Source organism: Halobacteriovorax sp. RT-2-3, from assembly GCF_047085075.1.
GTDB lineage: Bacteria > Bdellovibrionota > Bacteriovoracia > Bacteriovoracales > Bacteriovoracaceae > Halobacteriovorax_A.
Window position 1 is genome coordinate 882426 of the sequence record NZ_JBKIYF010000003.1, and the last position, 26175, is coordinate 908600.

A 26175-nucleotide genomic window follows, 5' to 3' on the forward strand; every position below is an offset into this window, starting at 1 on the left:
TCTATTCACTTTCTCGTAATACTTTTAAAAGGGCCTCACGTTCTTCAACAGTGTACTCACCATGTTGATAGTCATCGAGAGCGTCGAGGTCCTGAGCTTTCTTTGCGACAGGCTTCGCAAACCCAGAAGATTCTCGTTTAACATAATCCACTTTTTTTGCAGTATTATTGAATAGCTTTACAGTTATTTCTTTACCTTCACTAAGGCTAGTACTTAGGTAAAAAGCTATCGTTGAGTAAACTTTTTGAGTATAAGGCTTCAAAGGTTTATTTACACTATCAAATACTGTTGAACTTTTAGAAACTGGAAAAGCTAAAATAAGAAAACTAATTGTGAAATAAATTAAAAACCTAAACATTAAATTAACTCGCTTTTTCTGATGCTATATCGTGAGTCAACTTGTCAACTGCTCTAAGTAGATCTTCACGCTTAAATGGCTTTACTAAGAAGTCTTGCGCTCCAGATGAAATCGCTTCAATACAAACAGATTCAATATCAAGTGAAGACATCATCATAATTTTTGCATTAGGGAAGTTATTTGCTACTGATTCAGCTAGTTCTAGGCCACTAATTTCAGGCATAATAACATCAATGATAAATAGAGTTGGCGAAACGTCAAAAGATAGTTTTAGCGCTTCCTGTGCATTTCCAACACAGCCAACGACCTCATATCCTTCTTGCTCTAAAATATCTTTAACAGAAGTTCTAGAGATCTCAGAGTCATCAACAATCATTACTTTCATTTCTTCTTTTCCCATATACATTCCATTTTAAGTTAATGTTGGATAAAAAAAAAGAGGGCCTTGTTGGCCCTCATTATTTAAGCGGCAACGCCTGCTTTTCTTTTTTCTTGATGTTTTTCGTCCACTTTTTTCATTTGAACTTCTTTCTTGTAACCTGCCCAATCTACTAGAGCGATATCAAGAACTTCATCAATTGTTTTAACAGGAACAAAATTAATCTGTTCTCTTAGGTTTTCAGGGATATCAACAAGATCTTTCTTGTTGCCCCATGGGATAACAACTGTTGAGATACCCATTCTAAGAGCAGCTAATGCTTTTTCTTTTAGTCCACCAATTGGAAGAACTTTACCTGTTAAAGTAATCTCACCAGTCATTGCAACATCACGACTTACTGGAACGCCTGTACAATTTGATACTAGGGCAGTTGCTAGCGTGATACCTGCAGAAGGTCCATCTTTTGGAGTGGCACCAGCTGGTAAGTGTACGTGAAACTCGTGGTTTTCAAAAATATCTTCATCGATTCCCATGTAAAGTGCACGTGATCTGATGTAGTTAATTGCTGTTTTTGCAGACTCTTTCATTACGTCACCAAGTTGACCTGTAAGAGTTAGTCCTTGTCCTTTCATCTTTGTAGTTTCGATGTATAGAACTTCACCACCATGAGATGTCCAAGCTAGACCTGTTGATACTCCAACTTCATCTTCATCTTTGTGATCTTCTTTTACAAAGATTGGTGGCCCTAGGTACTTAACAACAGTATCTTTAACGATATGTGTTTTACCCATGTCACCTTTAGCAATCTTCATTGCTACTTTACGACATAGAGTACCGATTCTTCTTTCTAGATTACGAAGACCCGCTTCTGAAGTGTAGTGCTCGATAACACTCTCAACACCTTCGTCAGTGAATACTACGTGCTCATCGTTGATACCATTTTCATCCATTTGCTTAGGAATGATATATCTTTTTGAGATTTCAACTTTCTCTTCTCTTGTGTAACCAGATAGGTTGATTACTTCCATACGGTCTCTTAGAGGACCTGGAATGTTTTCAAGCATATTTGAAGTTGCAATAAACATACAGTTTGAAAGATCAAATGGTACATTAAGGTAGTGATCTCTAAACTCAACATTTTGTTCTGGATCAAGTACTTCAAGTAGTGCTGCTGATGGATCACCTTTGTAGTCACCAGATAGCTTGTCGATTTCGTCAAGTAGAACAACTGGGTTGTTTGTTTTTGCTTGCTTCATCGCTTGGATAAAACGACCTGGCATTGCTCCAACATATGTTCTTCTATGACCTCTAATCTCTGCTTCATCTTTAACACCACCAAGAGAAATTCTTACAAACTCTCTTCCCGTAGCACGAGCAATTGACTTCCCAAGTGAAGTTTTACCAACACCAGGAGGACCTTGGAAACATAGGATTGGTCCTTTCATATCATCACCCTTAAGTTGTCTAACTGCTAGGTGCTCAAGAATTCTTTCTTTGATTTGAGTAAGTTCAAAGTGATCTTCATCAAGAATCTCAAGAGCTGAGTCAAGATCAATATGCTCTTCAGATTTTTTACTCCATGGAAGGTCACACATCCACTCAATATAATTTCTCATGATGCTTGCTTCAGATGAATCTGGGTGCATCTTCTCTAGACGTGCAAGTTGCTTTGTCGTTTCTTTAAGAACTTCTTCTGGCATACCTGCTTCTTCAACTCTTTTCTTGAATTCTGCGAATTCATCTTGCTCTGAAGAACCATCACCAAGTTCTGATTTAATTGCCTTGATCTGTTCCTTAAGGAATACATCTCTTTGATTTGCACTTTCAGTTGAAGAGTTTGTCTTCATCTTCTGTTGCATCATTAGGATTTCTAATTCACGATTTAGAATATCATTGATTGCGTGTAGGCGATCAACTGGATCTAATGTTTCAAGAATTGTTTGTGCTTCAGAAACGTGTAGATTTAAGTTTGATGCAATTAAATCCGCTAGTCTTGAGGCATCTGTAATATCTTCTAGAACCATTAAGATATCTGGAGAAAGAACTTTTCCGAGTTGAATAACTTTTTCAAGTTGTTCTTTAATAGTTCTCATAAGTGCAGTCGTTGCAATATTAGAGCTATCAGTCGTAATATCTTCAACCTTTTCAACTTTAGTAATATAGAAAGGTGATTGTTGTTCAAATGAAGTAATTCTAGCTTTTGATAAACCTTGAACTAGAATTTTGATTCTTCCATCAGGAAGTTTTCTCATTCTCATGATCATGGCAACAGTACCAAGTTCATAAATCTCTTCTGGTGCAGGATGTTCCGCAACAATATCTTTCTGACTCGAAAGTAGAATCAGACGATCTGAATGATTAATAGCGTGGTCAATAGCTTTGATTGATGCTTCTCTACCAACAAATAGAGGTAAAATCATAAATGGATAAATAACTAAGTCTCGGATTGGTAAGAGGGCCAATTCTTCCTTAAACTCAATGTTCTCACCCTCGTAATTTGTAACCATAAATCTTTCCTCCAACAGGTCGGCGCAATATAGGCAATTTGTTCTTAATTAACATCGGGCAATAAAAAAAACTCTTTAATAAAAAGAGCGAAAATGCGTGATTTTTTTGAGTTTTTTAACTGATTTTTTTGCTATGATTTAGTTAATGTGTTGTAATCGCATAGAGTGAAAAGAGACCGATATAGTCGGTTATTAGGAGTTTTTATATGTCACAGAAGACAACGAAGAAAGTTGCGGTAGTTGTATTAGCTGCAGGTAAGGGAACAAGACTTAAAATGGATATTCCAAAACCTCTTGCACCTTTACACCAAAATACTTTAGTCGATTATGTCATCGAAACATTTAAAGATTTTGGAGATATCACTTTAGTTACTGGTCATCAACGTGAACTTGTTGAAGAACATGTTAATGAACGCTTTACAGGTATAAATTACGTTTATCAAAAAGAGCAATTAGGGACAGGGCATGCCGTTCAGACTTATTTGAACGATTTTGAAAACTCTCGTGGCTATGATTATACAATTGTGACATGTGCAGATACACCATTAATTACAAAAGAAACAATTAACGCTCTTATTGAAGAGATTGAGAAAGGCTCAAATGCAGTTTGTGCAACTTTTTCAGCAAGTAATCCTACAGGTTACGGAAGAATTATTCGTAAGGGGACAGGCTTTCAGATTGTTGAAGAAAAAGATGCAACTGAAGAGCAAAGACTTGTGACAGAAGTTAACTCGGGTCTTTATATTTTTAAAACACTTTATTTAATGGATCATGTATTCAATCTTTCTGATAATAATAAGTCAGGTGAGTTTTACCTTACAGATACCTTTAACCCCGAAGCCAATGTAACTCCACTTCTTTTTGAAGATGCTCGTGAGTTTTTAGGTGTAAATAACCTTATTCAACTTTCAGATGCAGATATTTATCTAAGGCGCTCAATTGCTCGTTTCCTGATGTTAGAAGCGGGAGTGCGCTTTTCAGATCCTTCGCATACTTATTGTTATTCTAAAAATATTGGACAAGGAACACACCTTTATCAAAATGCATTCATCGATGACAAAACAGTGATTGGAAAAAATGTAGTGATTGAGCAAGGTGTAACAATTAAGAATTCAATTATTGAAGATGGAGCCATTATTAAGGCCAATTCATATATTACAGATTCAAAAGTGTCTAAAGGTGCTTCAATTGGACCGATGGCGCAGCTTCGTCCAGGAAGTGATATTGGTGAAGGTGCAAAAATTGGAAACTTTGTCGAAATAAAAAAATCTAAGATTGGTAAAAAGTCAGCTGTTTCACACTTAAGCTATGCAGGAGATGCTGAAATTGGCGACAATGTAAATATTGGTTGTGGCTTCATTACTTGTAATTACGACGGGGCCAATAAGCACAAAACAATTATTGGTGATGGATCTTTTATTGGATCAGATTCACAAATGATTGCACCTATTGAGATTGGTAAAGAATGCTATGTAGCATCAGGTTCAACAATTAGCAAAAGTATGCCAGATGGATCATTTGCAATTGCCAGAGGGCGTCAAGAGACGAAAGAAGGCATGGCAAGGCGTTTCATTAGGAAAAAAAGCGACAAATAAGCCTGCAAAAATTTTATTTTCGCCCGCATAATGGTATCTTTCTTTAATTAGTATTTTTTAAACATATAAGGAAGTGACTATGTGCGGAATTGTTGGGCATCTTGGGCCATCAAATTCAGTTGACGTTGTTCTAGAAGGACTTAGAAGATTAGAGTACCGTGGGTACGATTCAGCTGGAGTTAGTTTCATCAGCAAAAATGATGAGCTTCTCGTTTATAAAAAAGAAGGAAAAATTGGAAACCTTGAAGCTGAGCTTGAAGGTAAAGATATTCATGCAAGATCTTGTATTGGGCACACTCGTTGGGCCACTCACGGTGGTGTAACAGATTACAATGCGCACCCACACGTTTCGACTAAAGATGGAATTGCAATGGTTCACAATGGAATCATTGAAAATGCCAATGAAATTAGAAATGAGTTAAAAGGGCATGGAATTTACTTTGAATCAGAAACTGACTCGGAAACATTTCTTGGGCTTTTAATTTTTCATAAGCGCCAAGGTACTCCAATCAAAGAAGCCGTAATTAAATCATTTGAAAGAATTGAAGGTTTCTCTGCATTTGTAGTATTAAATCGTGAAACAGATGAAATCTTTGCCATTAAAAAAGGTGCTCCATTAGTATGTGGAAGTAATGAAGTAAATTCTGAAGTATTTGTTTCAAGTGATCCATACGCACTTGCTGGTATGGCCACTAGAATTTTCTTTCCTGAAGATAATGTTCTCTGTCACCTGAGTGTGAAAAATAATCAGCTTCTAAATTTCTATGAGCTAGATGGATCTAAGACTCATCGTTATATGTCTAAAGAGCAAACGATCGATCACGATCCTGCTTCAAAGGGTGATTTTGAGCACTATATGCTTAAAGAAATTCACGAGCAGCCAGAGCTAATCCGTTCTCTAACTCAATACTACTTCCAAGGTGAAGGTAAAGAGAGTTTAGAAGCGGCAACAAAGCTTCCAATGGATGCAATTAGTATTACAGCTTGTGGTACTGCTTACTATGCTGGTCTTGTAATTAAAGATTACTTCGAATCAAATAATCGCATTAGATGTTTTACAGAAGTTGCAAGTGAGTTCCGCTACCGCAATCCAATTCTTAGTCAAAATGAACTAGCAATGTTCATCTCTCAGTCTGGTGAAACAGCAGATACTTTAGCTGCGCAAACGATGTGTAAAGAGAAAGGAATGAAATCACTTTCAATTGTAAACACTGAAGGATCTACTCTTTATCGTGACTGTGATGTGAATCTTATGATTCGCGCAGGTGTTGAGATTGGTGTTGCTTCAACAAAGGCATTTACTCAACAAGTATTAACTGGAAAGACTCTTTCAGAAGTTATTTCTAATGGTGGTATGTCTGATGATTTAAGAAACTCTCTTTCTTCACGCTATAGTCTTCTTGCTGAAAGAGTTGAGCAACTTTTAGATAATACAAAACCAATTAAAGATGTTGCTGATGCAATTTATAAGTATAAAGGTTTCTTCTATACTGGTCGTGGAGCATATTTTCCAATTGCCCTAGAAGGAGCACTAAAGCTTAAAGAAATCGCTTACGTTCACGCCGAAGGTTATGCTTCAGGTGAGTTAAAGCATGGTCCAATTGCTCTTATTGATGAAGAGAAAGTTAACGTTGCCCTAGTCGGTGAAGATTTATTTGAAAAAACAGTTTCGAATATTCAAGAAATTAAGGCACGTAAAGGTCTTATTGTTTCAATTGGTCCAAAAGGTAAGGAAGATTTAAGAGAGATCTCTGATCACTATATTGAATTAGACTTTGACGGGCTTGGAGACTTGGCACCACTTTACGTAAACGTAGTAAACCAACTTCTTGCTTATTATATTGCGAAGAATTTAGGGACAGATATTGATAAGCCAAGAAACCTGGCAAAGTCAGTTACTGTTGAATAAAAAGAAAAGAGTAAATAGGAATTTTAATGAAGTTAGACCACCTCAATATTCAACAACGTCAAGCCGTTAAAGAGATTGATGGACCAATGATGATCCTTGCTGGTGCAGGATCTGGAAAAACGAGAACTCTTGTTACAAAGATTGCGTATCTTTTAGAAGAGAAGAATATTTCTCCATTTCAACTATTGGCACTTACTTTCTCAAATAAAGCCGCTAAAGAAATGCGAGATCGTGTCGGACGTGATGTAAGTTGTGATGTTGGTGCTCTTCAAGTTACTACTTTCCACTCTTTTTGTGCAAAGATGCTAAGGTCTGAGGCAAATTACTTAGGCCTTAGTAGAAATTTTACGATTTATGATACTAGTGAGCAAAAAAGTGTTGTTAAAGCGATCTTAAATCGACGTGGAATTTCACAAAAAGAAACTTCTCCATTTGAAGTTTTATATTTTATTGAAGACCTAAAAAATCACGGTCATTATCCTGATCGTGATATTTCAGATAAAGATTATGAAGTAGAAAGTGATGATATCTTCTACGATATGTATCTCGAGTACGAAAAAGAGCTGCACAAAGCTAACGCCACTGACTTCGGTGGCCTTATTTCTGGTGTTATTCAATTATTTGAAAAATTTCCAGAAGTACTCGAAAGATATCAAGAGCGTTTTCGTTATATTCTTGTCGACGAGTATCAGGATACGAACCGTGCCCAATTCGACCTAGTCACAAAACTAGCAAAGAAAAGAAGAAATATTTGTGTTGTTGGGGATGAGGATCAATCGATCTATTCTTGGCGTGGAGCGGATATTCGAAATATCTTAGACTTTGAAGAAGTTTATAGTGATGCTCAAATTTTAAAGTTGGAACAAAATTACCGTTCTTCTAAAAATATTATTGAAGCAGCAGGAGCTGTAATTGCACGAAATACTCAGCGTAAAGGCAAGAGTATGTGGACTGATAATCCAGAAGGTGAATCAATTGAGATCGTTGAGTGCTCTAGTGATAGAGAAGAATCTGACTTTGTCGCAGAACAATTAATCCATCATCATAGTGAAGATGGTGTCAATTACGATGAAATGGCCGTCTTCTATCGTACGAATTCTCAGTCGAGACAAATTGAAGATGCACTTAGAAAATCAAATATCCCATATCGAGTTGTTGGTGGGATTAAGTTTTACGAAAGAAAAGAAATTAAAGATCTAATTGCTTATATTAGACTTCTTGTTAATGACAAGGACTCGCTAGCATTAAGTCGAATAATCAATGTACCAACTCGTGGAATTGGTGCCACAACTTTAAGAAAGATTGAAGAGGAGGCGATTAAGTCAGATAGTTCTCTTTGGGAAGTTGTGAATAGAGTTGTGGATAACCCAGAAGATTTTAAACATATAAGGCTTTCGTCTCGAGTTAAGTCTTCACTGTCTCAATTTGTACATCTCATTACTGAAGCTAAAGTAGCTCATGATGAGGGGGAAGCATTAGAGACCGTTTATGAAAAGCTCCTTTATGAATCTGGTTATTGGGAAATGCTTCGAGCTGCAAAGGACTATGAGTCTCAAGCTCGAATGGAAAACCTTGAAGAGCTTGGAAGTGCATTTACACAATTTGAAGATCAGAACCCCAACGGACGTTTCGGAGCATTTCTAGAAACGATAACTCTTGATAACTCAGCAATTGGACAAGAAGAAGAGAATCAAGGCGAAGTTTCTTTAATGACGATTCACGGAGCAAAAGGGCTTGAGTTTGAATATGTCTTTGTGACAGGAGTTGAAGAGACTGTTTTTCCAAGTTATCAATCGATTGAAAATGGAGAAACAGCAATAGAGGAGGAGCGTCGACTTTTCTACGTTGCGATGACAAGAGCGATGAAGAGACTTTATATTACATTTGCCCAAGGTCGAATGTTATTTGGTCAGCTACGCTTTAATGGCTTTAGTCGATTTATCCAAGAAATACCGAATAAATTTTATATATGGAAAAAGCTAGGTGGTGGACGCCAACAATCAATGGATGATGATTGGGACGATCTATGCGATCCAGTTTACGATGATGAACCAGTTTACCGAGTTGAAAAATCGCCAAGTATAAGTGCAAAAAAAGTAACTTATCCTAAGGGTTCAAGGATTGTTCACTCTCTTTATGGAGAAGGAACGGTTTTAGAATGTATCGGACCTTCAGGAGATGAAAAGGTAACGATTAAATTTAATGACGGTGCACAAAAGAAATTTATGGCAAAGTTTGCGCCACTGACTTTAATCTAAAATACCATTGGAGGGTATGTGAAAACTAAGTCACCATTAAAAATAATTTTTTTATTTTTAGCGTTTCTAATTGTTTTTTCTGCAATTATTTTAATTGTTGCTAAACGAAACTTAAAACCAGATGCAATTAGACAAGCCTTTACAACACAGCTGCAAAAAACATTACCTAATGCGGAAGTTTTAACGCAGTCTCTAGACTATTCCCTAGGCCTTAACTCTAAAGTGAATATTAGAGGAGTTGATATTCTCTATCCTCATGGTGGAAGAAAACTACCTCTATGCTCATTTGAAAATCTTCAAATAGAGATTCCATTTTGGACGATGTTAATGGGTTACGGAACAATTTCTGTTAATATTGATAATCCTAAAGTTAGCTATATAGAATTTAAGAAGGGATCAAATTGGGAAAACTCTTTTGCCTCAAAAGCAGTTGTAAGCTTTGAGCAGGAAGATAAAAAATCAATCAAGAAAAAAGAAGAAAGTGAAAATAATGGCCCTGGTCTGGCCGTCTTAAGTTTTTTCTCTGACGCCTCACTAAACTTTAACGTAACAAATATTAATGCAAATTATGCATTAAGAGATAGTGGTTTTGGTGAAGTAAAAATTGAAAAACTTGCTTTAAGAGATATTGGTTTTAATACAACTTCTGTTTTTGAACTTAAGTCTCACTTCATTCTTTCTAAAGGAAAAACAAATGAAACATCATTTGACCTTCTCATTATTGGAGAGACGGTACTAGATAGATGGTTAGAAGAGAAAAAACTGAACTTTAATGCCGAAGTTGATATTAATAATATAAAGTCGAATTTAATTGTTAAGCCATTAAAAAAATTCTCTGTAAAAATGGACGGTGATGTTGAAAAGAAATTGATGTCTTCAAAGGTTGTGGTTGCTCTGGAAGAACATCAGTTCATGAAATCGAAATTAGACTACGACTTAGAAAAGGGAATATTAAAGTTACATAATATAAATTTAGAAAGTAATCTTGAAAATATTGTTTCTTATTTTGTAAACGTTGCAGATTATGGCGTTAAAATTAAAGATGGAAATCTGAGAGTTGAGGGAAGTATCACTTCGAAAAATGAGAAGCTATTCCCAAGTCTTACAACAACAGTTGATAGTAATCTCGTTGCACTTGGAATTCCTGTAAATGTTAATGTGAAAAATAATCTCAATAGCAAGCAAATCAGATCTGCAATTGAATTGAAGTTATTGGAAGGTATTGTAAAAGTAGGTCAGTCTACACCTTTTGTTTTAGGAGTTGACCGTTTCGATTATTTAAAAACTTCTACAGTGAATTTACATTTACAAGATATTCAAATTCCGACAGAAATTAAAGAAAAGATGCCGGAACATAAAACGGTTCGAGATGTCGAAGTAAAAGATGAGAATACTGATATTGATATTTCTAGTACAAGTGGTGAGGTATTTTCAAACTATCCTGTAAAATCAAAGATTAAATTCTCGAATGTTATTTTAGGTGAATCACCGATTAATGGTCAGTTAGGTATAAGTGTAAATAGAAAGAAATTAAGTATTTCTACAAATAGGCTTAAACTTGGAACTGCTCCTTTGAATCTGAACCTTGAGTCTGAGATTCATAAAAAGGGAAAAACGACTGAGCTAAAAGCTTCATTCACTGACGTTGATATTGTAAGCGCTGCTCTTTTTATTCCAAAAGGTATTGTTAAATCGGTTGAAGGTAAAGCGTCGGGTAATTTAGATGGTAAAATGATTGGTAAAGAGTATGACTTCAATGTCGCTTTAAATATCAAAGAAGCTAAGCTGCATAAAATAAACTTAGGTAAGGTCGTTGGAAACTTATTTCAGAAGCTTGATAAGTTAGCGAGTAAAGATATTACAATTAACGGTGACATTAATGAGGTATCTTTCAATGGACGCCTAGACGATCGCTATCATCAATTTAAAAGTTATAAGGTTATTTTAGATGAAGGAAAATATGCTTTAGAAGGCAATGGGAAAATTGATTTCAAGGCTCCAGGTGAATTACTTGGAGCGGTTGTTGTTAATGAAGAAGAATTAAAGCATGATCTGAATAGAGACTATGGAACAGCTAAAATTCCTTTCCGATTAGAAGGTATTGGGTATGCGCTAAATACTGACTATAAATATACTCTCGAAGAGTTAGCAAAGAGTGCCGCAAAAAATTTATTAAAGAAAGAATCAGATAAAGTCCTTCAAAAAAATAAAGGCAAAATTAAAAAATTATTTAAGGGTATTTTTAAAAATGACTAAAAACTTAATTGCTTCGGTCGATATCGGATCGAACTCTACACTTTTGCTCGTTATTGATCGCGATACAAAGGAAATTGTTCAAGAGTTTTCTACAATTACAGGACTTGGACGAGGTTTAGATAAAGAAGGTGTTTTTCAAGAAAAATCAATGGAAGATACTTTTAAAGCTTTAAAAGAGTATAAAGAGGAATGTCTAAGATTAGGTTGCAAAAATATTATTATTACTGCAACAGAAGCTTCTCGTGTTGCTAAGAATGCACCTGAATTTTTCTCTAGAATTAAGTCTGAACTTGATTTGGATATTGAAATTATATCTGGAGAAGGAGAGGCTTTCTATACTGCTTTTGGTATTAATGAAATGATGAAGAAGAAATCCAAAAAACAACTTATTTTAGATGTTGGTGGAGCTTCTAGTGAATTAATTTTAATAAAGACAAAGCCGTTTGAAATAATTGAAACGGTTTCTTTACCAATTGGTTCAGTTCGAGTTGATGACTGGATTAGAGATGGCCAACTAAGAAATAAAATAGATGAAATTTTTGAAAGCTTTAACCTAGAATCTTATCTTGGACAGGATGTTATTGGTGTTGCTGGAACTCTTACTAGTTTAGCATTAATGTTTTCTGGTGAAGCTTCTTATAATGCGGAAGCTATTAATGAATATTCAATTTCATTAGCTGATTTTAATGAAAGTACTGATCGAATACAATTAGTAGATTCGAAAGCTCTTGGAAAACAATTTGCTTTTCTTGGAAAAAGATCAAAAACAATACAGTCTGGAGCGATTTGTGCACAGACTATTCTAAATAAGATTGAAGCGAAGAATATCCATTTTTCAACTTATGGACTTCGTTATGGTACGGCACTTAGAGGAGAGATCGATGACGTTTACCGCGTATGAAACGAGTAAGGTTGAGATTGAAAGCCTACTTTTTAAAGAAAGTGCAAGTGCTGAATTTGTCTTCCTTGTGAAGTCAGGAACGCTTTTAACTGTAAAAGAACAAAGTGGAAGACTTGTACCAACTGGTACTCATAAGAAAGGTGATTTCTTAGGTGTTTCGGGGGGAATCAATCGTAAGGTTTATGATGAGTCTTGTTTTACAATTGAGGATGTTGAAGTCGTCCCAATTCCAATTACAGAAATTTCAAAAATTATCGACTCAAATGAACTGTGGCTTAAAAAAATTGTTAACACAACAATTGATCGTCTTGATAGTGCTATTAATATTTTAGCAGAACATAAAATATTCGATACAACTAAAAGTAGCGACTTTGTTTTTACTGATGAAGTAGAAGCTAAATTTAGGAAGTTAATCAATGAATAGACTATCGTTATTCTTTCTTTGTGCGTTCTTAATAGGATGTAGTGGCAATAATAATGATTGGCATGGTGGAGCTGATGCTAACTCAAATGGAGTTCGCGATGATATTGATAGCTGGATAGAGAAGAAGGCCAATGGAAATGAGAGACTAAAAAATGCTCTTGTTAATCTTGCTAAGATAAACCCTGCCAAGTGTGAATATTCTATTAAGGCAAAATGTCTTGATCAGTTGAGTGAGGATGGAATACTTCTTCAGATAGAGCTATTAGATCTTCAGTTAAATACAAAAGAGTTGAGGGCAGAATTTGAGGGCAACATTAAGAACTGCCCCCAAATCGATGATCGTAAAATTAATTATAAATGTGATTTATAGACTTAGTCGTCCTCTGTTGTTGAGGGCGACAATAGTATCTGTGACACGCTTTCTTGCTCTTTGAATATCGCGTGCTTCATTTGCACCAAGATTTTTAACTAGGTAAGAGTAGGCTTCTTCTGCCGCTTCTCTAGGTAAAATTGTAAGAACTTTCTTTTGAAAAGATTTCTCACATTCTTTAAGTGCAACACCAATCACTGGTGCCTTAATAAATTTAACTACTTGATTTAAGTCGATCTCATCTAGTGCATAGATCGTATCGAAAGTAATACTTTCAGCGTAAAGTTCTTTAGCAAGTGTAGGATTTCTCATTTGAATATTTTTCAAAAGAGTCGCCCTTTCATCCGCATTCATAAACTTCAGCATCTCAATAATTTGAGCCTTTCCATTTATAAATACACCACCATTTTGCTTATTAGCTTCCATTTACTTTCCTTTGGGAGATTAAGCCTCTTCCCATTTCATTTTTTCTTTCATGTATTTCTCTCGTGCTTGCTCAAGCGTGTCCTTGTGGGACTCATTCATTTGCGAGATCTGATTATCATGAGTTTCTTTAAGTTCTGCAACTCTGGCCTGATGAGACTTTTTCATATTTTCAAGCTCAAGCTCCATGCGACCATGTTCTTCTTTAACAAGTTCAGTTTGCTTGTCTCTAATTTGCTTTAACTTAAGTTCTGTACTGTTTTCAACACTTTTAATTTCTGTTTCATAGTGTTTGTTGAGTCTTTTTAGGTCTGCAAGATGCTTTTTCTCAGTCTTCTGATACTCCTGAGAGTTCTCAAGCTTTGCCTTCTTTAGTTGATAGGAGTGTCGCTTGTACTCTTGCTGTTTGAATCTCTCTAGCTGTTGGCGATTGATTTCTGTTGACATAAATTACTCTTCTTTGACTAGGACATAAAAGCGTCCTAATATATTTTAGTAAGTATTTAACTGTAAGTGAATGGAGGCAAATATGTCCTTAAATAAAGGCCGTCGCGTATTTTTAGTAGGTGGAAAACGAACACCATTTGGTAAATTTGGTGGTTCTTTAATGGATATTAAGCCAGTTGACTTAGCTGTTGCTGCCACAAATTCACTACTTAGTGAAACAGGTGTTAAGGCCGAGCTAATTGATCAGGTAATCCTGGGCAATGTTGTTCCTTCATCAACAGATACTATGTATGGGGGAAGGCATCTCGCTTTAAAAGCCGGTTGCGCTGAAAATACTCCTGGAATTACTATTAATCGACTATGTGGATCGGGTATTCAGGCAATTCTCGATGCTGTTCGTCTAATTAAATTAGAAGAAGCAAGTTGTGTACTTGCTGGTGGAACTGAGAATATGTCGATGGTTCCTCATTTAACTTATGGTTCACGTTTTGGTACGAAATACGGATCATTGAAGAATGTTGATATGCTCCTTGATGCTCTAACTGATCAACATGCAGGTTGCCCTATGGGGATAACTGCAGAAAATCTTGGTTCAAAATATGAGGTGTCTCGTTCGGACTGCGATGAATTCGCACTTTTATCACACCAACGTGCAACTGCAGCTTATGAGGATGGAAAACTTCAAAAAGAAATATGTGAAGTAGAAATTAGAAAAGGTTCAGTTAATAAAGACGAACATTTAAGAGAGGGTGCTTCTCTTGAAGATATGAATAAACTTCGCTCATCTTTTGTAAAAGATGGACTTGTTACTGCAGGTTCTGCTTCTGGTATTGTTGATGGTGCGGCCGTTGCACTTGTGGCAAGTGAAGACTTTGTTAAAGAGCATGGGTTAAAGCCTATTGCTGAAATTATTGATGGTGCAGTCGTTGGTGTTGACCCTACGATAATGGGAATTGGTCCGGTGCCGGCAATTCGTAAACTTTTAGCAGATAATAAGATGGAACTTGATCAAATTGATCTTGTGGAAATAAATGAAGCATTTGCAGCTCAAGCACTTGCTTGTATGAAAGAGCTTGCCCTAGATATAAATAAGGTTAATATTTGGGGGGGAGCGATTGCATTAGGGCATCCTCTTGCGGCATCTGGAACTCGTATTACCACTACTTTGGCAAATCAACTTGCAAGTGAAGGTAAGGAGTATGGAATTGCGAGTGCTTGTATCGGTGGTGGCCAAGGAATTGGTATTTTAATTAAAAGAGTTTAAATGAAAAATATTAACGATGAATTAAAGTTTTTTCATCATGATTATGCATCTTTTCGCGATTGGCTTTGCCTGGATATCCAAAATGTTACTTGGCAAGGAAAGTACCGTGAAGATTTTGAACGTTTTTGGGATGTATTCTTTGATGAAGACTTAACTCTTTTTGAAATTTCAAAAAGATTTTATTATATCATCGACAATATTCACGTAGGTCCACTTGAGTCTTGGTTTACTTGGCTTAGGGATAAATTTATTTGTTTTGTTTTTATTTCTCGAGATATTTCAATTGAAGAGCTTGCTAAAAATTTACACCAAAGTGAGCGTGATACTTCAATTTTACTGCGTAGTTTTTTTGTCGAGGTTTTTCCTCAACATGAAGATTATATAAATGAGCATTTCACAATTAACGATATTCTTTCTAGGAATCGTGATTTTAGCGCCAATAAGTTCGTTACCGAACTAGGTGTTGATCTGACATTTTCAGGAAGCCATAATCACGAAATCTTAACTTCGATGGAAGTTACTCTCTATCAAGAGTGGATTTATTTTGTAAAAAAAATGGAGAAGGATTTTCGTGGAACAACTTTTAATATCTCAAGGTTAAAACTTAGAGATAATTTAAGTGCGAAAATGCAGAGCCTTGCTCAAGTCTTTGCCTTCATTGGGATCGCAATTTTTCTTGTGTGGGCCATTGAGTTTGCAAATAGAACTTATGAAAAATACTTATCAGATAAGATCAGTGTTTACGAGCCTCAGTTTCGTTGGGAAAATGAAGGTTTAAAGTTCACTGATGAAACAATTGCTGATCAAGAGCAAATTGCACAATTTGAATTAGATATTAAAGATATTGAAAATGTTGATGATACTGAAAACTTCCTAGGGGAAACTTTAGAAGATGAAGAACGTGATGAAGTAGAATCGGAAGTTGTACTAACTTCTATTGATACACTTCCGCGTGATATTTCGTCAGCAGATAGAGAGCAGTCTTCATTTGAAGAAGATATTAAAGGTGGTGGGTATCGTGATAGTCGTTACGGTAACACAAAAGTTTATCGTGTTATGATGAACTCCGCTGATACTGATGATACGAGAAAACGTCTTGGTAAACTTCTCGACCTCTATCAAGTAACTCAAGTTGATAATGTAAAGCCTGGGCTAGCGGTACCTGGTGGTTTCTATTACAACCTTTATGTTCCAAGATCTTACTTGAAAGAATTTATGGCCCAAGTTAAAGGGGATGACTCCGTAATTATTTACGAATCAAGAACACGAACACGTCGTAACCCACCTGGAAAAAATAAGGTGTTTATTTGGCTTAAGGCAATTTAGCCCTTCGCGATAGCTACATCTGCCCATCTGGAATACTAAAGCATCCGCAAAATTGATTGGCTAAGGCCAATCTATTGTTTGCGGTGCTAGCCCACTAATCTTTAGCTTTAAAATTATTCGAGAGGAGTGTATTTATACACGACGGTTCGCCTCAAGGGCCGACGATTCGGAAAACAGTCGGAAGGATCTACATCTGCCCATCTGGAATACTAAAGCATCCGCAAAATTGATTGGCTAAGGCCAATCTATTGTTTGCGGTGCTAGCCCACTAATCTTTAGCTTTAAAATTATTCGAGAGGAGTGTATTTATACACGACGGTTCGCCCCAAGGGCCGACGATTCGGAAAACAGTCGGAAGGATCTACATCTGCCCATCTGGAATACTAAAGCATCCGCAAAATTGATTGGCTAAGGCCAATCTATTGTTTGCGGTGCTAGCCCACTAATCTTTAGCTTTAAAATTATTCGAGAGGAGTGTATTTATACACGACGGTTCGCCTCAAGGGCCGACGATTCGGAAAACAGTCGGAAGGATCTACATCTGCCCATCTGGAATACTAAATAGCGTCTTTACTTCACGAAGTAATTGGTGAGTCTGACCAAGGAACCACCATTGTCTAACAAATCCAATCAGCATTGAAGCGATGAACCCATATGCAACACCAGAGTGAGTTGTCTTTTCAACCATATTCGTATCGTGAGCACCACCAAGAAAGAATGCAATCATTCCTAGAATGATCATTAGCATTGTCCAAGGAATAGTTTGTCTCTTTGCAAGGTCAGCTTTGTGAACATATCTTTTAACTTTTTCTCTATAAGGAGTTAAATCACCTGGTGCTTCATCAAAAAGCTCATTTAAATTTTGTTCGCTAGTCACTATTAAATTGATGTTATTAACTAGGCGTGAAACACCGATGAAATAAAACATCACAAATGCTTGTGCGAAGATTGTATAAAGATAGGCTGGAATGGCCAATTTAATGTGGCTAATTCCCACATCAATAAATCCTAGTGCTACGCAAGTTGTTAATCCAATTGCAGCAACCATGATAACGATCAGTCCTCTAAGTAGATAGGCCATAATTTCACCTTTTATAATTGTCAACTATACTCTAATTTGCTAATTCTTATCCCATATTTAATAAAACATTTACTATAAGGCAATTTCTTCGTGAGCGAGAAAAATCAGAACACTAAGTTAGATAAAAAACTACTCGAAAGTAATCCGGTAATGGGCTCTTTAATGGTTCCTATTGCTATCGTACTAGTAGGAGCACTGATCATTTTTGGTGTGACTAAGATGCTTTCTAACGATCACTCTTATAAAGACCTTGTCCACGAGATGAAGTCTAAAACCTTTGGTAATAAGTGGATTGCAGCATTAGAGCTTTCTAAAGTTATCTCTGCTGGAGCAGTAAAAGAAGAAGATATCCCTTGGTTAGTAACAAACCTAAGAGATATTTATAAGACGACAGTAGACCCAAGAACACGTGACTTCATTGTCGTGGCCATTGGTGCCCTTGGACATGAAGGGGGACTTCCAGTTCTTGAGCATGCACTACAAACAAATAATCCAGAAATTAATTTTCATGCGATGGTTGCACTATCAAAAATGCCTAAAGGTATTTTGTTTGATTGGAGCATCGTAAAAAGCTTTATTGAGAAGAATGACGCGGCCATGGTTCAGGTAACAATTCTGACTCTAGCTACTCATAATGTTGATGGTACAGAAGATTTATTTATTAAGAGGCTAAATAGCGACCTTGGTTTCTCTGTGAGATATGCCGCAGCAACAGCGTTAATCGCATATAAGAGTGATCAAGCGATCCCTACTGTAAATGAAATTCTTACTCTAAATGATGAGTCTTTAGGTAAGAAGTTAACGGTTCAGGAGATCAGTGGTCTAAAATTTAATGTACTCACTGCATTAAAGAGAGCGAATTGGAAAAAGATGGCGCCAAGCGTCGAGAAAATGATTAATATTGAGAAAGATATAAAAGTAGTTAGTCTTGCAAAGGAAGTTTTAAATTCGTTGAAATAGTGATAACATCCTTCAAAGTATAAAATGAATTTGCAATAACTTATGAATCATAAATTGGGTCATCGTGACTTAAATTTGTGTATTTATGATTAGAAATAGAGGTTTTTTAAAATGTCTGATGATGTAAAAAAACAGTTAAACCGAAGAGAGTTCTTTAGTTTTGTTACTGTTGGTTGGGTAGCCTTCACTTCTGCGGTAGCAGGATTCTTAACTTTAATTTTCCGTTACACGTATCCAAACGTTAACTTTGAACCAGAAATGGATTTCGTCGCTGGTCGTCCTAACGATTATGAAGAAGGTGTAGATGAGCGCTGGAAGAATGGTTACGGTGTTTGGATTGTAAAAATGGAAGGACGTCTTTTCGCTCTTTCAAATATCTGTACACACTTAGGTTGTGTTCCTAACTGGCTTCCTGCCGAGTTAAAATTTAAATGTCCATGTCACGGTTCTGGTTACTACCAAAATGGTATCAACTTCGAAGGTCCAGCTCCAAGACCGTTAGAGAGATATAAAATCTCACTAAATGCTGAAGGAAAAATCATTGTCGATAAAACAAAAATTTATCGTTATGAGAAAGGTCAGTGGGACAATCCACAAAGTTACTTAAAAGTTTAATTTAGATTAATAAATAGGAAGGAATAACAATGGCTAAAAGAGGTGTTGTTGATTACATTAGAGAAACTCAGGTCTGGAAATCGATCTTCAGACACGGGCCTCCAACGAACGCAAGAAACAGAGCAGCTGTCGTAGCTGGTAACGTGTTTTTACACTTACATCCAATCAAACTAAAAAAATCAGGGGTTCAGCTTGGTTATACATGGTGTATGGGTGGACTTACATTTTTCATTTTCTTAGCGCTAACTGTTACTGGTGTACTTTTAATGTTCTATTACAGACCAACTGCAGAGTACGCATATAACGATATTATCGCACTTAAAGAGCACGTGCCTTTAGGGATTATGCGTGAAATTCACCGTTGGGGTGCTCACGCCATGGTTATTACTGTGTGGCTTCACATGTTCCGTGTATTTATGACTGGTTCATATAAACCACCTAGAGAATTTAACTGGGGTGTTGGTGTTATCCTTTTAGTATTAACTCTTCTACTATCATTTACTGGTTACCTACTTCCTTGGGATCAGCTAGCGATTTGGGCGATTGCCGTTGGTTCGAACATGGCAAAAGCAACACCTTTCCTAGGTCATGGTGGTCCAGGTGCAGCTTTAGCTCAAATTGGTGACTTCGTGATGGTTTCTGATAAAAACGACGTTCGTTTCCAGCTTCTTGCAGGACGTTTCGTTGGGGAACCAGCACTACTAAGATTTTATATTCTTCACTGTGTATTCATTCCACTTGTTGTTGGTGTTCTAATTGCAGTTCACTTCTGGCGTGTAAGAAAAGACGGTGGGATTTCAGCTCCACTTTAGAAAATATATTTTGAGAGAAAGGGATATATAAATGAAAGAACTTATAAACTGGCTGGCCGATCCGATTAGATCATTCCCGATTACGACGGTCCTATTCTTCTTCATGATGAAGTACTATCGTGTAGTAGGAAGCAAGAAATTTGCTAAATGGGCACTTATTGCTGCTGCACCTATTACAGTTTGGTTTTGTATGGATGCAAACTTTAGAGCAATTATCCTATGGCCAGATAATATTCCAATTAACATTATTATCGTTCTTATCGCTTGGCTTACTTGGTATGCACTTTATAGAGCAGCAGAGAATGACAAGAGAATTGAAAATGGTGAGTGCCCAATCGAAGCACTTCCAGAAAATAGAGAAAAAGTATGGGTATGGCCTAACTTAGTATTTACTGAGTTAATGTGTATGATCGGTACGACAATCTTCTTAGTAGTATGGGCGATTATCTTTAAAGCTCCTCTAGAAGAACCTGCAAACACTACTTGGGCACCTAACCCGGCGAAAGCTCCTTGGTACTTCCTTGGTCTACAAGAAATGCTTGTATACTTTGACCCTTGGATGGCAGGAGTTGTACTTCCAGGTCTAATTCTTGTTGGTCTTATTGCGATTCCATATATTGACACAAACCCAAAAGGGAATGGTTATTTCACAATTAAAGAAAGACCAATCGCTATGTGGGGATTCTTATATGGTTGGATCGTACTTTGGATGTACCTAATTATCGTTGGTACTTTCTTACGTGGTCCAAACTGGACATTCTATGGACCATTTGAGTTCTGGGACTTTCACAAGGTTGTTTCTGAGTACAACGTAAACCTTTCAGAATTTGTATGGCTTAAGTGGCTAAATACTCCAATGCCTTCAAATATCGTTGTTAGAGAGATTGTGGGTATTATCCTAACTCTTGTTTACTGTTGTGTACTTCCTGTTGCAATTGCTAAGTCAAAGTACGGGAAGAAGATTATCGAAAACACTGGTCAGATTAGATACTATATTTTCATCATTCTTGTACTTGGTATGACTTCATTACCAATTAAGATGGTTCTTAGATGGCTATTTAGCTTAAAGTATATTATCGCTCTACCAGAGTGGGAACTTAACCTATAAGCGAATCTGGATATAGATATATAAAGATACTTAAAGAAGAAGTAATAAAGGGTATATAAAAATGTCAAAGAAACATGAGCCAGGCATGGCCTATGATATGAAAAAACTGAATAAGATCTTCGCGATCTTTTCACTGGTTCTTTTGGTCACGGTAATATGGGTTTTCCTAGATGATTACATGAGACCTTGGAAAGCAATTCAAATCGAAGCAATGAAAATTGAAAAAGAAAAAATTGCTAAAGATATTGCTGAAGAAGAAGCAAAGATCAGTGCTGAAAAAGTTAAAGTTCTTAATGACGAATTAGCGGCAGCTAAGAAATCAGTTGAAGCTAAGAGCAAAGATATTGCTGCTATCGAGAAAGAGCTTAACCAAGTAATTAAAGATATTAAAAAAGAGCAGATCGTTAATGGTCGTCTAAACTCAGACGTTGCTGCACTTGCTTTTAATTACGGTGTTGCTCACGCAGAACATGCATCGAATGCAGGCTCTTTATTTAAAAAACTTCAAGAGAAGAAAGATCTTTTTGCAAAATCGACTGATAAGAAGAAAGCTCTTCAAGATAAAGAAAAGAACCTTAAGAAACAGCTAGCTGACTTTAATACTGATATTGATGCTATTAATAAGCAAGTGAACGGTATTGTTGGTCGTCTAGAGCTACTTAAGGGTGCTGAAAAGAGAAAAGAAGTTACTCCGGTATTTGCACTGAGAAACTTACCATTTATCGATTTCATGGACCCAACTGTTAAGGTTCAACAAGTAGTATTAGAAAATATTACTGACGATAGATTCTTTCAACACGTACCAAAAGTTGATCGTTGTATGACTTGTCACACATTTATTGATAAGCCAGGTTACGAAAATCAACCAAACCCACATAAGACTCACCCTAACTTAGACCTTATGGTTGGAGCTAATGGTAAGCACCCAATGAAGAACTTTGGTTGTACTTCATGTCACGGTGGTGAAGGGCATAGAGTTAATGACTTCAATGCAGCTGCTCACATGCCTGCAACAGAGGAACAAAAACAAGATTGGATTGCTAAGTACAACTGGCACGAGCCACACAAAGTACCTATCGTACAATTAAGACGTGGTGATTACGAAGCTGGATGTGTTAAATGTCACAGTGGTGTTCAGTATATTCCACAAGCGACTACTTTAAATGAAGGTCGTCGTGCTCTTGAAAAATTTGGTTGTTATGCCTGTCACAAGATTGAAGGTTGGGAGCATAAGAGAAAACCAGGTCCTAGTTTAGAGAAAATAGCTGCTAAGCTTGATAAAGATTTCTTTAAGAATTGGGTTTGGGAACCAAAAGCATTTAATAAGCATGCAAAAATGCCTCAGTTCTTTAATAACGATAATAATAACTCACCAGAGTTTGTTAAAAAGAATATCGCTGAAGTAAACGCAATCGCTGAAGTTATTTACGCTCAGTCTGAAAGCTATAAGCCTTTCATGAAATACACTGGTGGTAATAAAGAAAAAGGCAAGCAACTGGTTGGTGAAATCGGATGTCTTGCTTGTCACGGTGTTAAAGACTTTGCACTTGAGTCTCAAAAAGTTGATGCTCATAAAGGTCCTTACCTAGATGGTATTGGTTCTAAAGTTAAAGATGCTAATTGGATGGCTTCATGGCTTAAAAACCCAAGTCACTTCCAAGAAGATACAATTATGCCTTCTTTCAGACTATCTGATAGAGAAGTTAACGATATTACTGCATACCTAATGAGCCTTAAAAATAATCAATTTGAAAAGCTTAAGTTTGCAGATATGGATAAAGGTGCAAGAGATGAGATTCTTGTAACTTACTTCTCTGCTTTTGATACTGTTGAAGTTGCAAAAGCTAAGCTTGCGACAATGAGCGATCACGAAAGAACAATGGAATTAGGACGTCGTTCAATCGGTAAATATGGTTGTTACTCATGTCACAATATTAAAGGTTTTGAAGATCGTGCACCAATTGGTCCAGAACTTTCAAAAATTGGTTCTAAGCCTCTAACTCAATTTGGTTTCTCTCATGAGAAAGTTGAGCACTCAAGAGAAGCTTGGATTAAAGCGCACCTACTTAACCCAAGAAGATGGGACAATGGTGTTGATAAACCATTTAAAGATCTACTAAGAATGCCTCAGTTCCATATGAGCGAGAAAGATGCTGCTCTAATTACAACAGCTCTTATCGGTCAAGTTGATCAGAAGATTCCTCTTAAAGGTGTTAAGAGATATGATGCTGCTGAAACTGTTGCAAATGAAGGTATGAAGGTTGCTGTTAAGTTTAACTGTATTGGATGTCACCAGATCGATGGTGAGTTCGGTGATATGCTGAAAATTTACGATGATGTAAACGAAGCGCCTCCACGTTTAGTTGAACAAGGGCACCGTGTACAAGCTGATTGGTTCCATTACTTCCTTGGTGATGTATATGAGATCCGTCCATGGCTTAAGTTAAGAATGCCTTCTTTCAACATGAGTAAAGAAGAAAAAGAAAAACTTGTTGATATGTTCCGTGTAAAAGCTGACCAACCAATCTTTGATGAAAATGAAAAAGTTGTTTGGGAAAGTAGTGAAGAAAGACGTGCTGCTGTTAAATTATTTAACGACTTAGCATGTGCTTCATGTCACACAACTGGATTCAATAGTGATCCTGCACTTGCTCCAGATCTTCACTTTGCTAAGAGAAGATTAAGAAAGAGTTGGATTAAGAAGTGGCTTGAAGGTCCAGATAAGATTATGCCTGGTACAACAATGCCTTCTTTCTGGCCAGAAGGAGAGGCTGCGGATCCAGAACTTCTTGACGGTGATGCTAAGAGACAAATCGAAGCAGTTACTAAGTATGTACTTGAGTTAGGAAGTGATTTTTACTCACCAAAAGCTAAGAAAGCTGGAAAGAGATAACGGGAGTTTATAAATGGCAGGACATGCTAATACAAAAGATTTAGTTCATGACGGTGTAATTAGTTATCCAAATGACCCTCAATTTGGACACGCGAGTCCAAATAAAATTGGGATGTGGTTATTTCTTGGAACTGATGCCATGTCATTTTCAGGCTTATTAATTGCTTATGCTGTACTTCGTGCAACTAAGCATTGGCCAAACCCTGTAGAAGCTCTTGGTGGAGTACACCTTTCAGGGATTATGACTTTCATTCTAATTTGTTCTTCTGTTTCAATGGTTATGGCGATTGATGCTGTAAAGATGAGACAACCGAAAGCAATTAGAGGTTGGTTACTTGCAACGATTATCGGTGGAGTTATCTTCCTTGGTATTCAAGCATATGAGTATATGCACCTTATGTCAGATATGGGGATGACATTCTCAACATATGAGCATGGTAATAACTTATTTTCTTCGACATTTTTTGCAATTACAGGTTTTCACGGGCTTCACGTACTTTCAGGTGTAATATTCCTTATTTATATGTACGTACTTGCTCTTAAGGGACGTTTTGACAAAGGTGACTATGGACTTCTAGAAGTGTGTGGTCTTTTCTGGCACTTCGTTGACCTTGTTTGGATTCTAGTATTTACATTTATTTACTTAATTTAATTAGTGAACAATATGTTGTAAGAAAGGCCCTACCTATGTAGGGCCTTTTTTGTTTTGACCTAAAATAATGGACTAAGCCTTCCGAAAGGTATATAAGGCAATTATATGAAAAGTTTCTTATTACCAATTGGCATATTAATTCTAGTACTATTTTCAGACTACGTTTTTGCGTGTCCTGGTTGTGCTGGATCTATGGATAATCCAAAGGATGCTAGGTTAGTTTGGATTCTTGTGACTTTCATTGGTCTAATCTATATTCCGTTTTTTATTCTTTATAAAACAATTCACAAATATAGAAAAAACTCAGTAGCTTCTAAGATTCATGAAGAAGAACAACAGTAATTTCATCTATACATTACTTTTTATTTTAAGTGGTCTAATTGCACTTTTTCTCGTTTGGTTTATTTACTTCAAACCAGAAGCTGCAGTTAAGTTATGGTGGGTAGATTATCTTCCAATGGTAAACGCTGCTTTAAATACAATTTCTGCGACATTATTATTTGTAGGTTGGAGATTTATTAAAAATAAGAATGTTTCTGCACATATTAAATGTATGTCAGGGGCGACTGCCACTTCCGCTCTCTTTCTTGTTTCATATCTTCTGTATCATCACTTCCATGGGGATACGAAATTTATAGCGCAAGGTTTTGTAAGGCCTGTGTATTTTTCAATACTAATTTCACACGTTTTATTAAGCATTGTTATGTTGCCAATGATTTTAATTACTCTTTGGAATGCTTTGACTGGTAGTTTTAAGAGCCATAAGAAATGGGCAAAGTGGACTTTACCCATTTGGCTTTATGTTTCAGTAACTGGTGTAATGATTTTTTTCTTTTTAAAATATCTTAATTACTAGATTCTTTTTTTGCTTTCTTTCTATCTTCTGCATTTAGTCTTGATTTTGGAAGTACCGCTTCATGTGGTGAAACAACAACTTTTTCGCCAATAATAACATCTCCCATAATCGAGGCTTTTAATCCAACTGTTGCACCTCTCTTAATAACTGTTGGCGCAATAACTAGAAAACCAGCTTGAGCATAATGAGCAAAAATTGTGGCAGAGCCGCCAATTGTCACATAGTCTTCAAGTGTAATCAGACATGGATCAGAAATATTTGTCGTATTGATTACACAATTCTTTCCAATCTTCATTCCCATCATTTTATAAAAAAGAGTGATTATCGGTGTTGCTTGAAAAAAATCTAAAACTGTATAGCGTACTAGTTGTGTTAAAGCATTGTGATAATACCAAGGAAGAGTTTCTAGAGAAATCCAACTCCCTTTAAATGGTTTCATCTTCAGAGGATAAATCCAATTAAAGAATGGTACGATAAAAATTAGAGTTAAAGCGTAGGCTGCATAAGACATAACAAATGCAAATGACATCGCTAGGGCCTGAATAATGAAGTGTTGTCCTGCTACATTTTCATATGCCGTAGTTAAAAAAATGTATCCAGGAGTCAATCCTAGAGTAATACAAATAATATAAACTATAATTGGAGGTATCATCGCTGCCATATATCCAATGGCCTGATATTTTCTAAAAATATTTTCTAAAACCTTAGCAAGACCCTTCTTATTAGAAGCTCCTGATTGAAGTTCTTCCTGTGATTGCTTTTTCTTCTCTTCCATTTTTCC

At 36.4% G+C, this 26175-nt stretch carries 24 protein-coding genes; 17 read left to right on the top strand and 7 right to left on the bottom strand.

All coding sequences use genetic code 11. The features are described from left to right. Nucleotide 1: 1 nt before the first annotated feature. The 3 genes from ACMAYX_RS14885 to lon form a co-directional block, all read right to left on the bottom strand. Nucleotides 2-358 (bottom strand): hypothetical protein, encoded by a 357-nt coding sequence (locus tag ACMAYX_RS14885; protein WP_103218415.1) that lies wholly within the window; start codon nucleotides 356-358, stop codon nucleotides 2-4. 4 nt (nucleotides 359-362) lie between these two features. Further along, on the bottom strand, nucleotides 363-758 hold the full coding sequence (locus ACMAYX_RS14890; RefSeq protein WP_158246902.1) for a response regulator: 396 nt from the start codon (nucleotides 756-758) through the stop codon (nucleotides 363-365). A gap of 62 nt (nucleotides 759-820) precedes the next feature. Next, nucleotides 821-3244 (bottom strand): endopeptidase La, encoded by a 2424-nt coding sequence (lon, locus tag ACMAYX_RS14895; RefSeq protein WP_103218413.1) that lies wholly within the window; start codon nucleotides 3242-3244, stop codon nucleotides 821-823. 206 nt (nucleotides 3245-3450) lie between these two features. Between lon and glmU the strand changes: the two genes are divergently transcribed. The 7 genes from glmU (at nucleotide 3451) to ACMAYX_RS14930 (ending at nucleotide 12957) form a co-directional block, all read left to right on the top strand. Continuing rightward, complete coding sequence (gene glmU, locus ACMAYX_RS14900; protein WP_412472118.1) at nucleotides 3451-4839, top strand: bifunctional UDP-N-acetylglucosamine diphosphorylase/glucosamine-1-phosphate N-acetyltransferase GlmU; 1389 nt, start codon at nucleotides 3451-3453, stop codon at nucleotides 4837-4839. A gap of 79 nt (nucleotides 4840-4918) precedes the next feature. Continuing rightward, entirely contained in the window at nucleotides 4919-6748 is a 1830-nt protein-coding gene (gene glmS / locus ACMAYX_RS14905; protein WP_412472119.1) for a glutamine--fructose-6-phosphate transaminase (isomerizing), read from the top strand. A 26-nt stretch (nucleotides 6749-6774) separates the two neighbouring features. Further along, nucleotides 6775-9006 carry an ATP-dependent helicase gene (locus tag ACMAYX_RS14910; protein ID WP_103218410.1) on the top strand — a complete coding sequence of 744 codons (2232 nt, stop codon included), beginning with the start codon at nucleotides 6775-6777 and terminating at the stop codon, nucleotides 9004-9006. Between the two features lie 18 nt (nucleotides 9007-9024). Then, nucleotides 9025-11262, top strand: a complete 2238-nt coding sequence (locus ACMAYX_RS14915; RefSeq protein WP_412471056.1) for a hypothetical protein — start codon at nucleotides 9025-9027, stop codon at nucleotides 11260-11262. Next, the gene (locus ACMAYX_RS14920) at nucleotides 11255-12163 is read left to right on the top strand and encodes a hypothetical protein (RefSeq protein WP_412472120.1); all 909 of its coding nucleotides are present in this window, start codon (nucleotides 11255-11257) and stop codon (nucleotides 12161-12163) included. The genes ACMAYX_RS14915 and ACMAYX_RS14920 overlap by 8 nt, the downstream gene beginning before the upstream one ends. After that, nucleotides 12144-12587, top strand: a complete 444-nt coding sequence (locus ACMAYX_RS14925) for a cyclic nucleotide-binding domain-containing protein (RefSeq protein ID WP_158246901.1) — start codon at nucleotides 12144-12146, stop codon at nucleotides 12585-12587. Before ACMAYX_RS14920 ends, ACMAYX_RS14925 begins: the two co-directional genes overlap by 20 nt. Then, nucleotides 12580-12957: a hypothetical protein gene (locus ACMAYX_RS14930; RefSeq protein WP_103218406.1), complete on the top strand. Its 378-nt coding sequence runs from the start codon at nucleotides 12580-12582 to the stop codon at nucleotides 12955-12957. Before ACMAYX_RS14925 ends, ACMAYX_RS14930 begins: the two co-directional genes overlap by 8 nt. Here the strand turns inward: ACMAYX_RS14930 and ACMAYX_RS14935 are convergent. Together ACMAYX_RS14935 and ACMAYX_RS14940 are read right to left on the bottom strand one after the other, a co-directional pair. Further along, nucleotides 12952-13383 carry a FliG C-terminal domain-containing protein gene (locus ACMAYX_RS14935; RefSeq protein ID WP_103218405.1) on the bottom strand — a complete coding sequence of 144 codons (432 nt, stop codon included), beginning with the start codon at nucleotides 13381-13383 and terminating at the stop codon, nucleotides 12952-12954. The two genes, ACMAYX_RS14930 and ACMAYX_RS14935, sit on opposite strands and share 6 nt — an antisense overlap. Nucleotides 13384-13401: 18 nt before the next feature. Beyond that, entirely contained in the window at nucleotides 13402-13827 is a 426-nt protein-coding gene (locus ACMAYX_RS14940; RefSeq protein WP_103218404.1) for a hypothetical protein, read from the bottom strand. Nucleotides 13828-13909: 82 nt separating this feature from the next. Between ACMAYX_RS14940 and ACMAYX_RS14945 the strand changes: the two genes are divergently transcribed. Further along, the gene (locus ACMAYX_RS14945) at nucleotides 13910-15091 is read left to right on the top strand and encodes a thiolase family protein (RefSeq protein ID WP_392993708.1); all 1182 of its coding nucleotides are present in this window, start codon (nucleotides 13910-13912) and stop codon (nucleotides 15089-15091) included. Beyond that, a complete protein-coding gene (locus tag ACMAYX_RS14950) occupies nucleotides 15092-16417 on the top strand; it encodes a hypothetical protein (protein ID WP_412470416.1) in 1326 nt (441 codons plus the stop codon). Nucleotides 16418-16952: 535 nt separating this feature from the next. Here the strand turns inward: ACMAYX_RS14950 and ACMAYX_RS14955 are convergent. Beyond that, entirely contained in the window at nucleotides 16953-17498 is a 546-nt protein-coding gene (locus ACMAYX_RS14955; RefSeq protein ID WP_103218401.1) for a hypothetical protein, read from the bottom strand. Between the two features lie 90 nt (nucleotides 17499-17588). On the opposite strand from ACMAYX_RS14955, the gene ACMAYX_RS14960 reads away from it, so the two are divergent. From ACMAYX_RS14960 to ACMAYX_RS14995, 8 genes are all read left to right on the top strand, one after another. After that, nucleotides 17589-18458, top strand: a complete 870-nt coding sequence (locus ACMAYX_RS14960) for a HEAT repeat domain-containing protein (protein ID WP_412472121.1) — start codon at nucleotides 17589-17591, stop codon at nucleotides 18456-18458. 111 nt (nucleotides 18459-18569) lie between these two features. Then, the gene (locus tag ACMAYX_RS14965; RefSeq protein ID WP_021267552.1) at nucleotides 18570-19073 is read left to right on the top strand and encodes a ubiquinol-cytochrome c reductase iron-sulfur subunit; all 504 of its coding nucleotides are present in this window, start codon (nucleotides 18570-18572) and stop codon (nucleotides 19071-19073) included. Between the two features lie 29 nt (nucleotides 19074-19102). After that, a complete protein-coding gene (locus ACMAYX_RS14970) occupies nucleotides 19103-19885 on the top strand; it encodes a cytochrome b N-terminal domain-containing protein (protein WP_103218399.1) in 783 nt (260 codons plus the stop codon). Between the two features lie 31 nt (nucleotides 19886-19916). Continuing rightward, on the top strand, nucleotides 19917-20993 hold the full coding sequence (locus tag ACMAYX_RS14975; protein ID WP_199177554.1) for a hypothetical protein: 1077 nt from the start codon (nucleotides 19917-19919) through the stop codon (nucleotides 20991-20993). Between the two features lie 61 nt (nucleotides 20994-21054). Continuing rightward, a complete protein-coding gene (locus tag ACMAYX_RS14980; protein ID WP_103218398.1) occupies nucleotides 21055-23886 on the top strand; it encodes a c-type cytochrome in 2832 nt (943 codons plus the stop codon). A 13-nt stretch (nucleotides 23887-23899) separates the two neighbouring features. Then, the gene (locus ACMAYX_RS14985) at nucleotides 23900-24538 is read left to right on the top strand and encodes a heme-copper oxidase subunit III (RefSeq protein WP_199177553.1); all 639 of its coding nucleotides are present in this window, start codon (nucleotides 23900-23902) and stop codon (nucleotides 24536-24538) included. A gap of 105 nt (nucleotides 24539-24643) precedes the next feature. After that, the gene (locus tag ACMAYX_RS14990; RefSeq protein WP_103218397.1) at nucleotides 24644-24880 is read left to right on the top strand and encodes a hypothetical protein; all 237 of its coding nucleotides are present in this window, start codon (nucleotides 24644-24646) and stop codon (nucleotides 24878-24880) included. Continuing rightward, nucleotides 24861-25394, top strand: a complete 534-nt coding sequence (locus ACMAYX_RS14995; RefSeq protein ID WP_103218396.1) for a DUF420 domain-containing protein — start codon at nucleotides 24861-24863, stop codon at nucleotides 25392-25394. Before ACMAYX_RS14990 ends, ACMAYX_RS14995 begins: the two co-directional genes overlap by 20 nt. Here ACMAYX_RS14995 and ACMAYX_RS15000 read toward each other — a convergent pair. After that, complete coding sequence (locus tag ACMAYX_RS15000; RefSeq protein ID WP_392993697.1) at nucleotides 25384-26169, bottom strand: acyltransferase; 786 nt, start codon at nucleotides 26167-26169, stop codon at nucleotides 25384-25386. The genes ACMAYX_RS14995 and ACMAYX_RS15000 overlap by 11 nt on opposite strands. Nucleotides 26170-26175 lie beyond the last annotated feature (6 nt).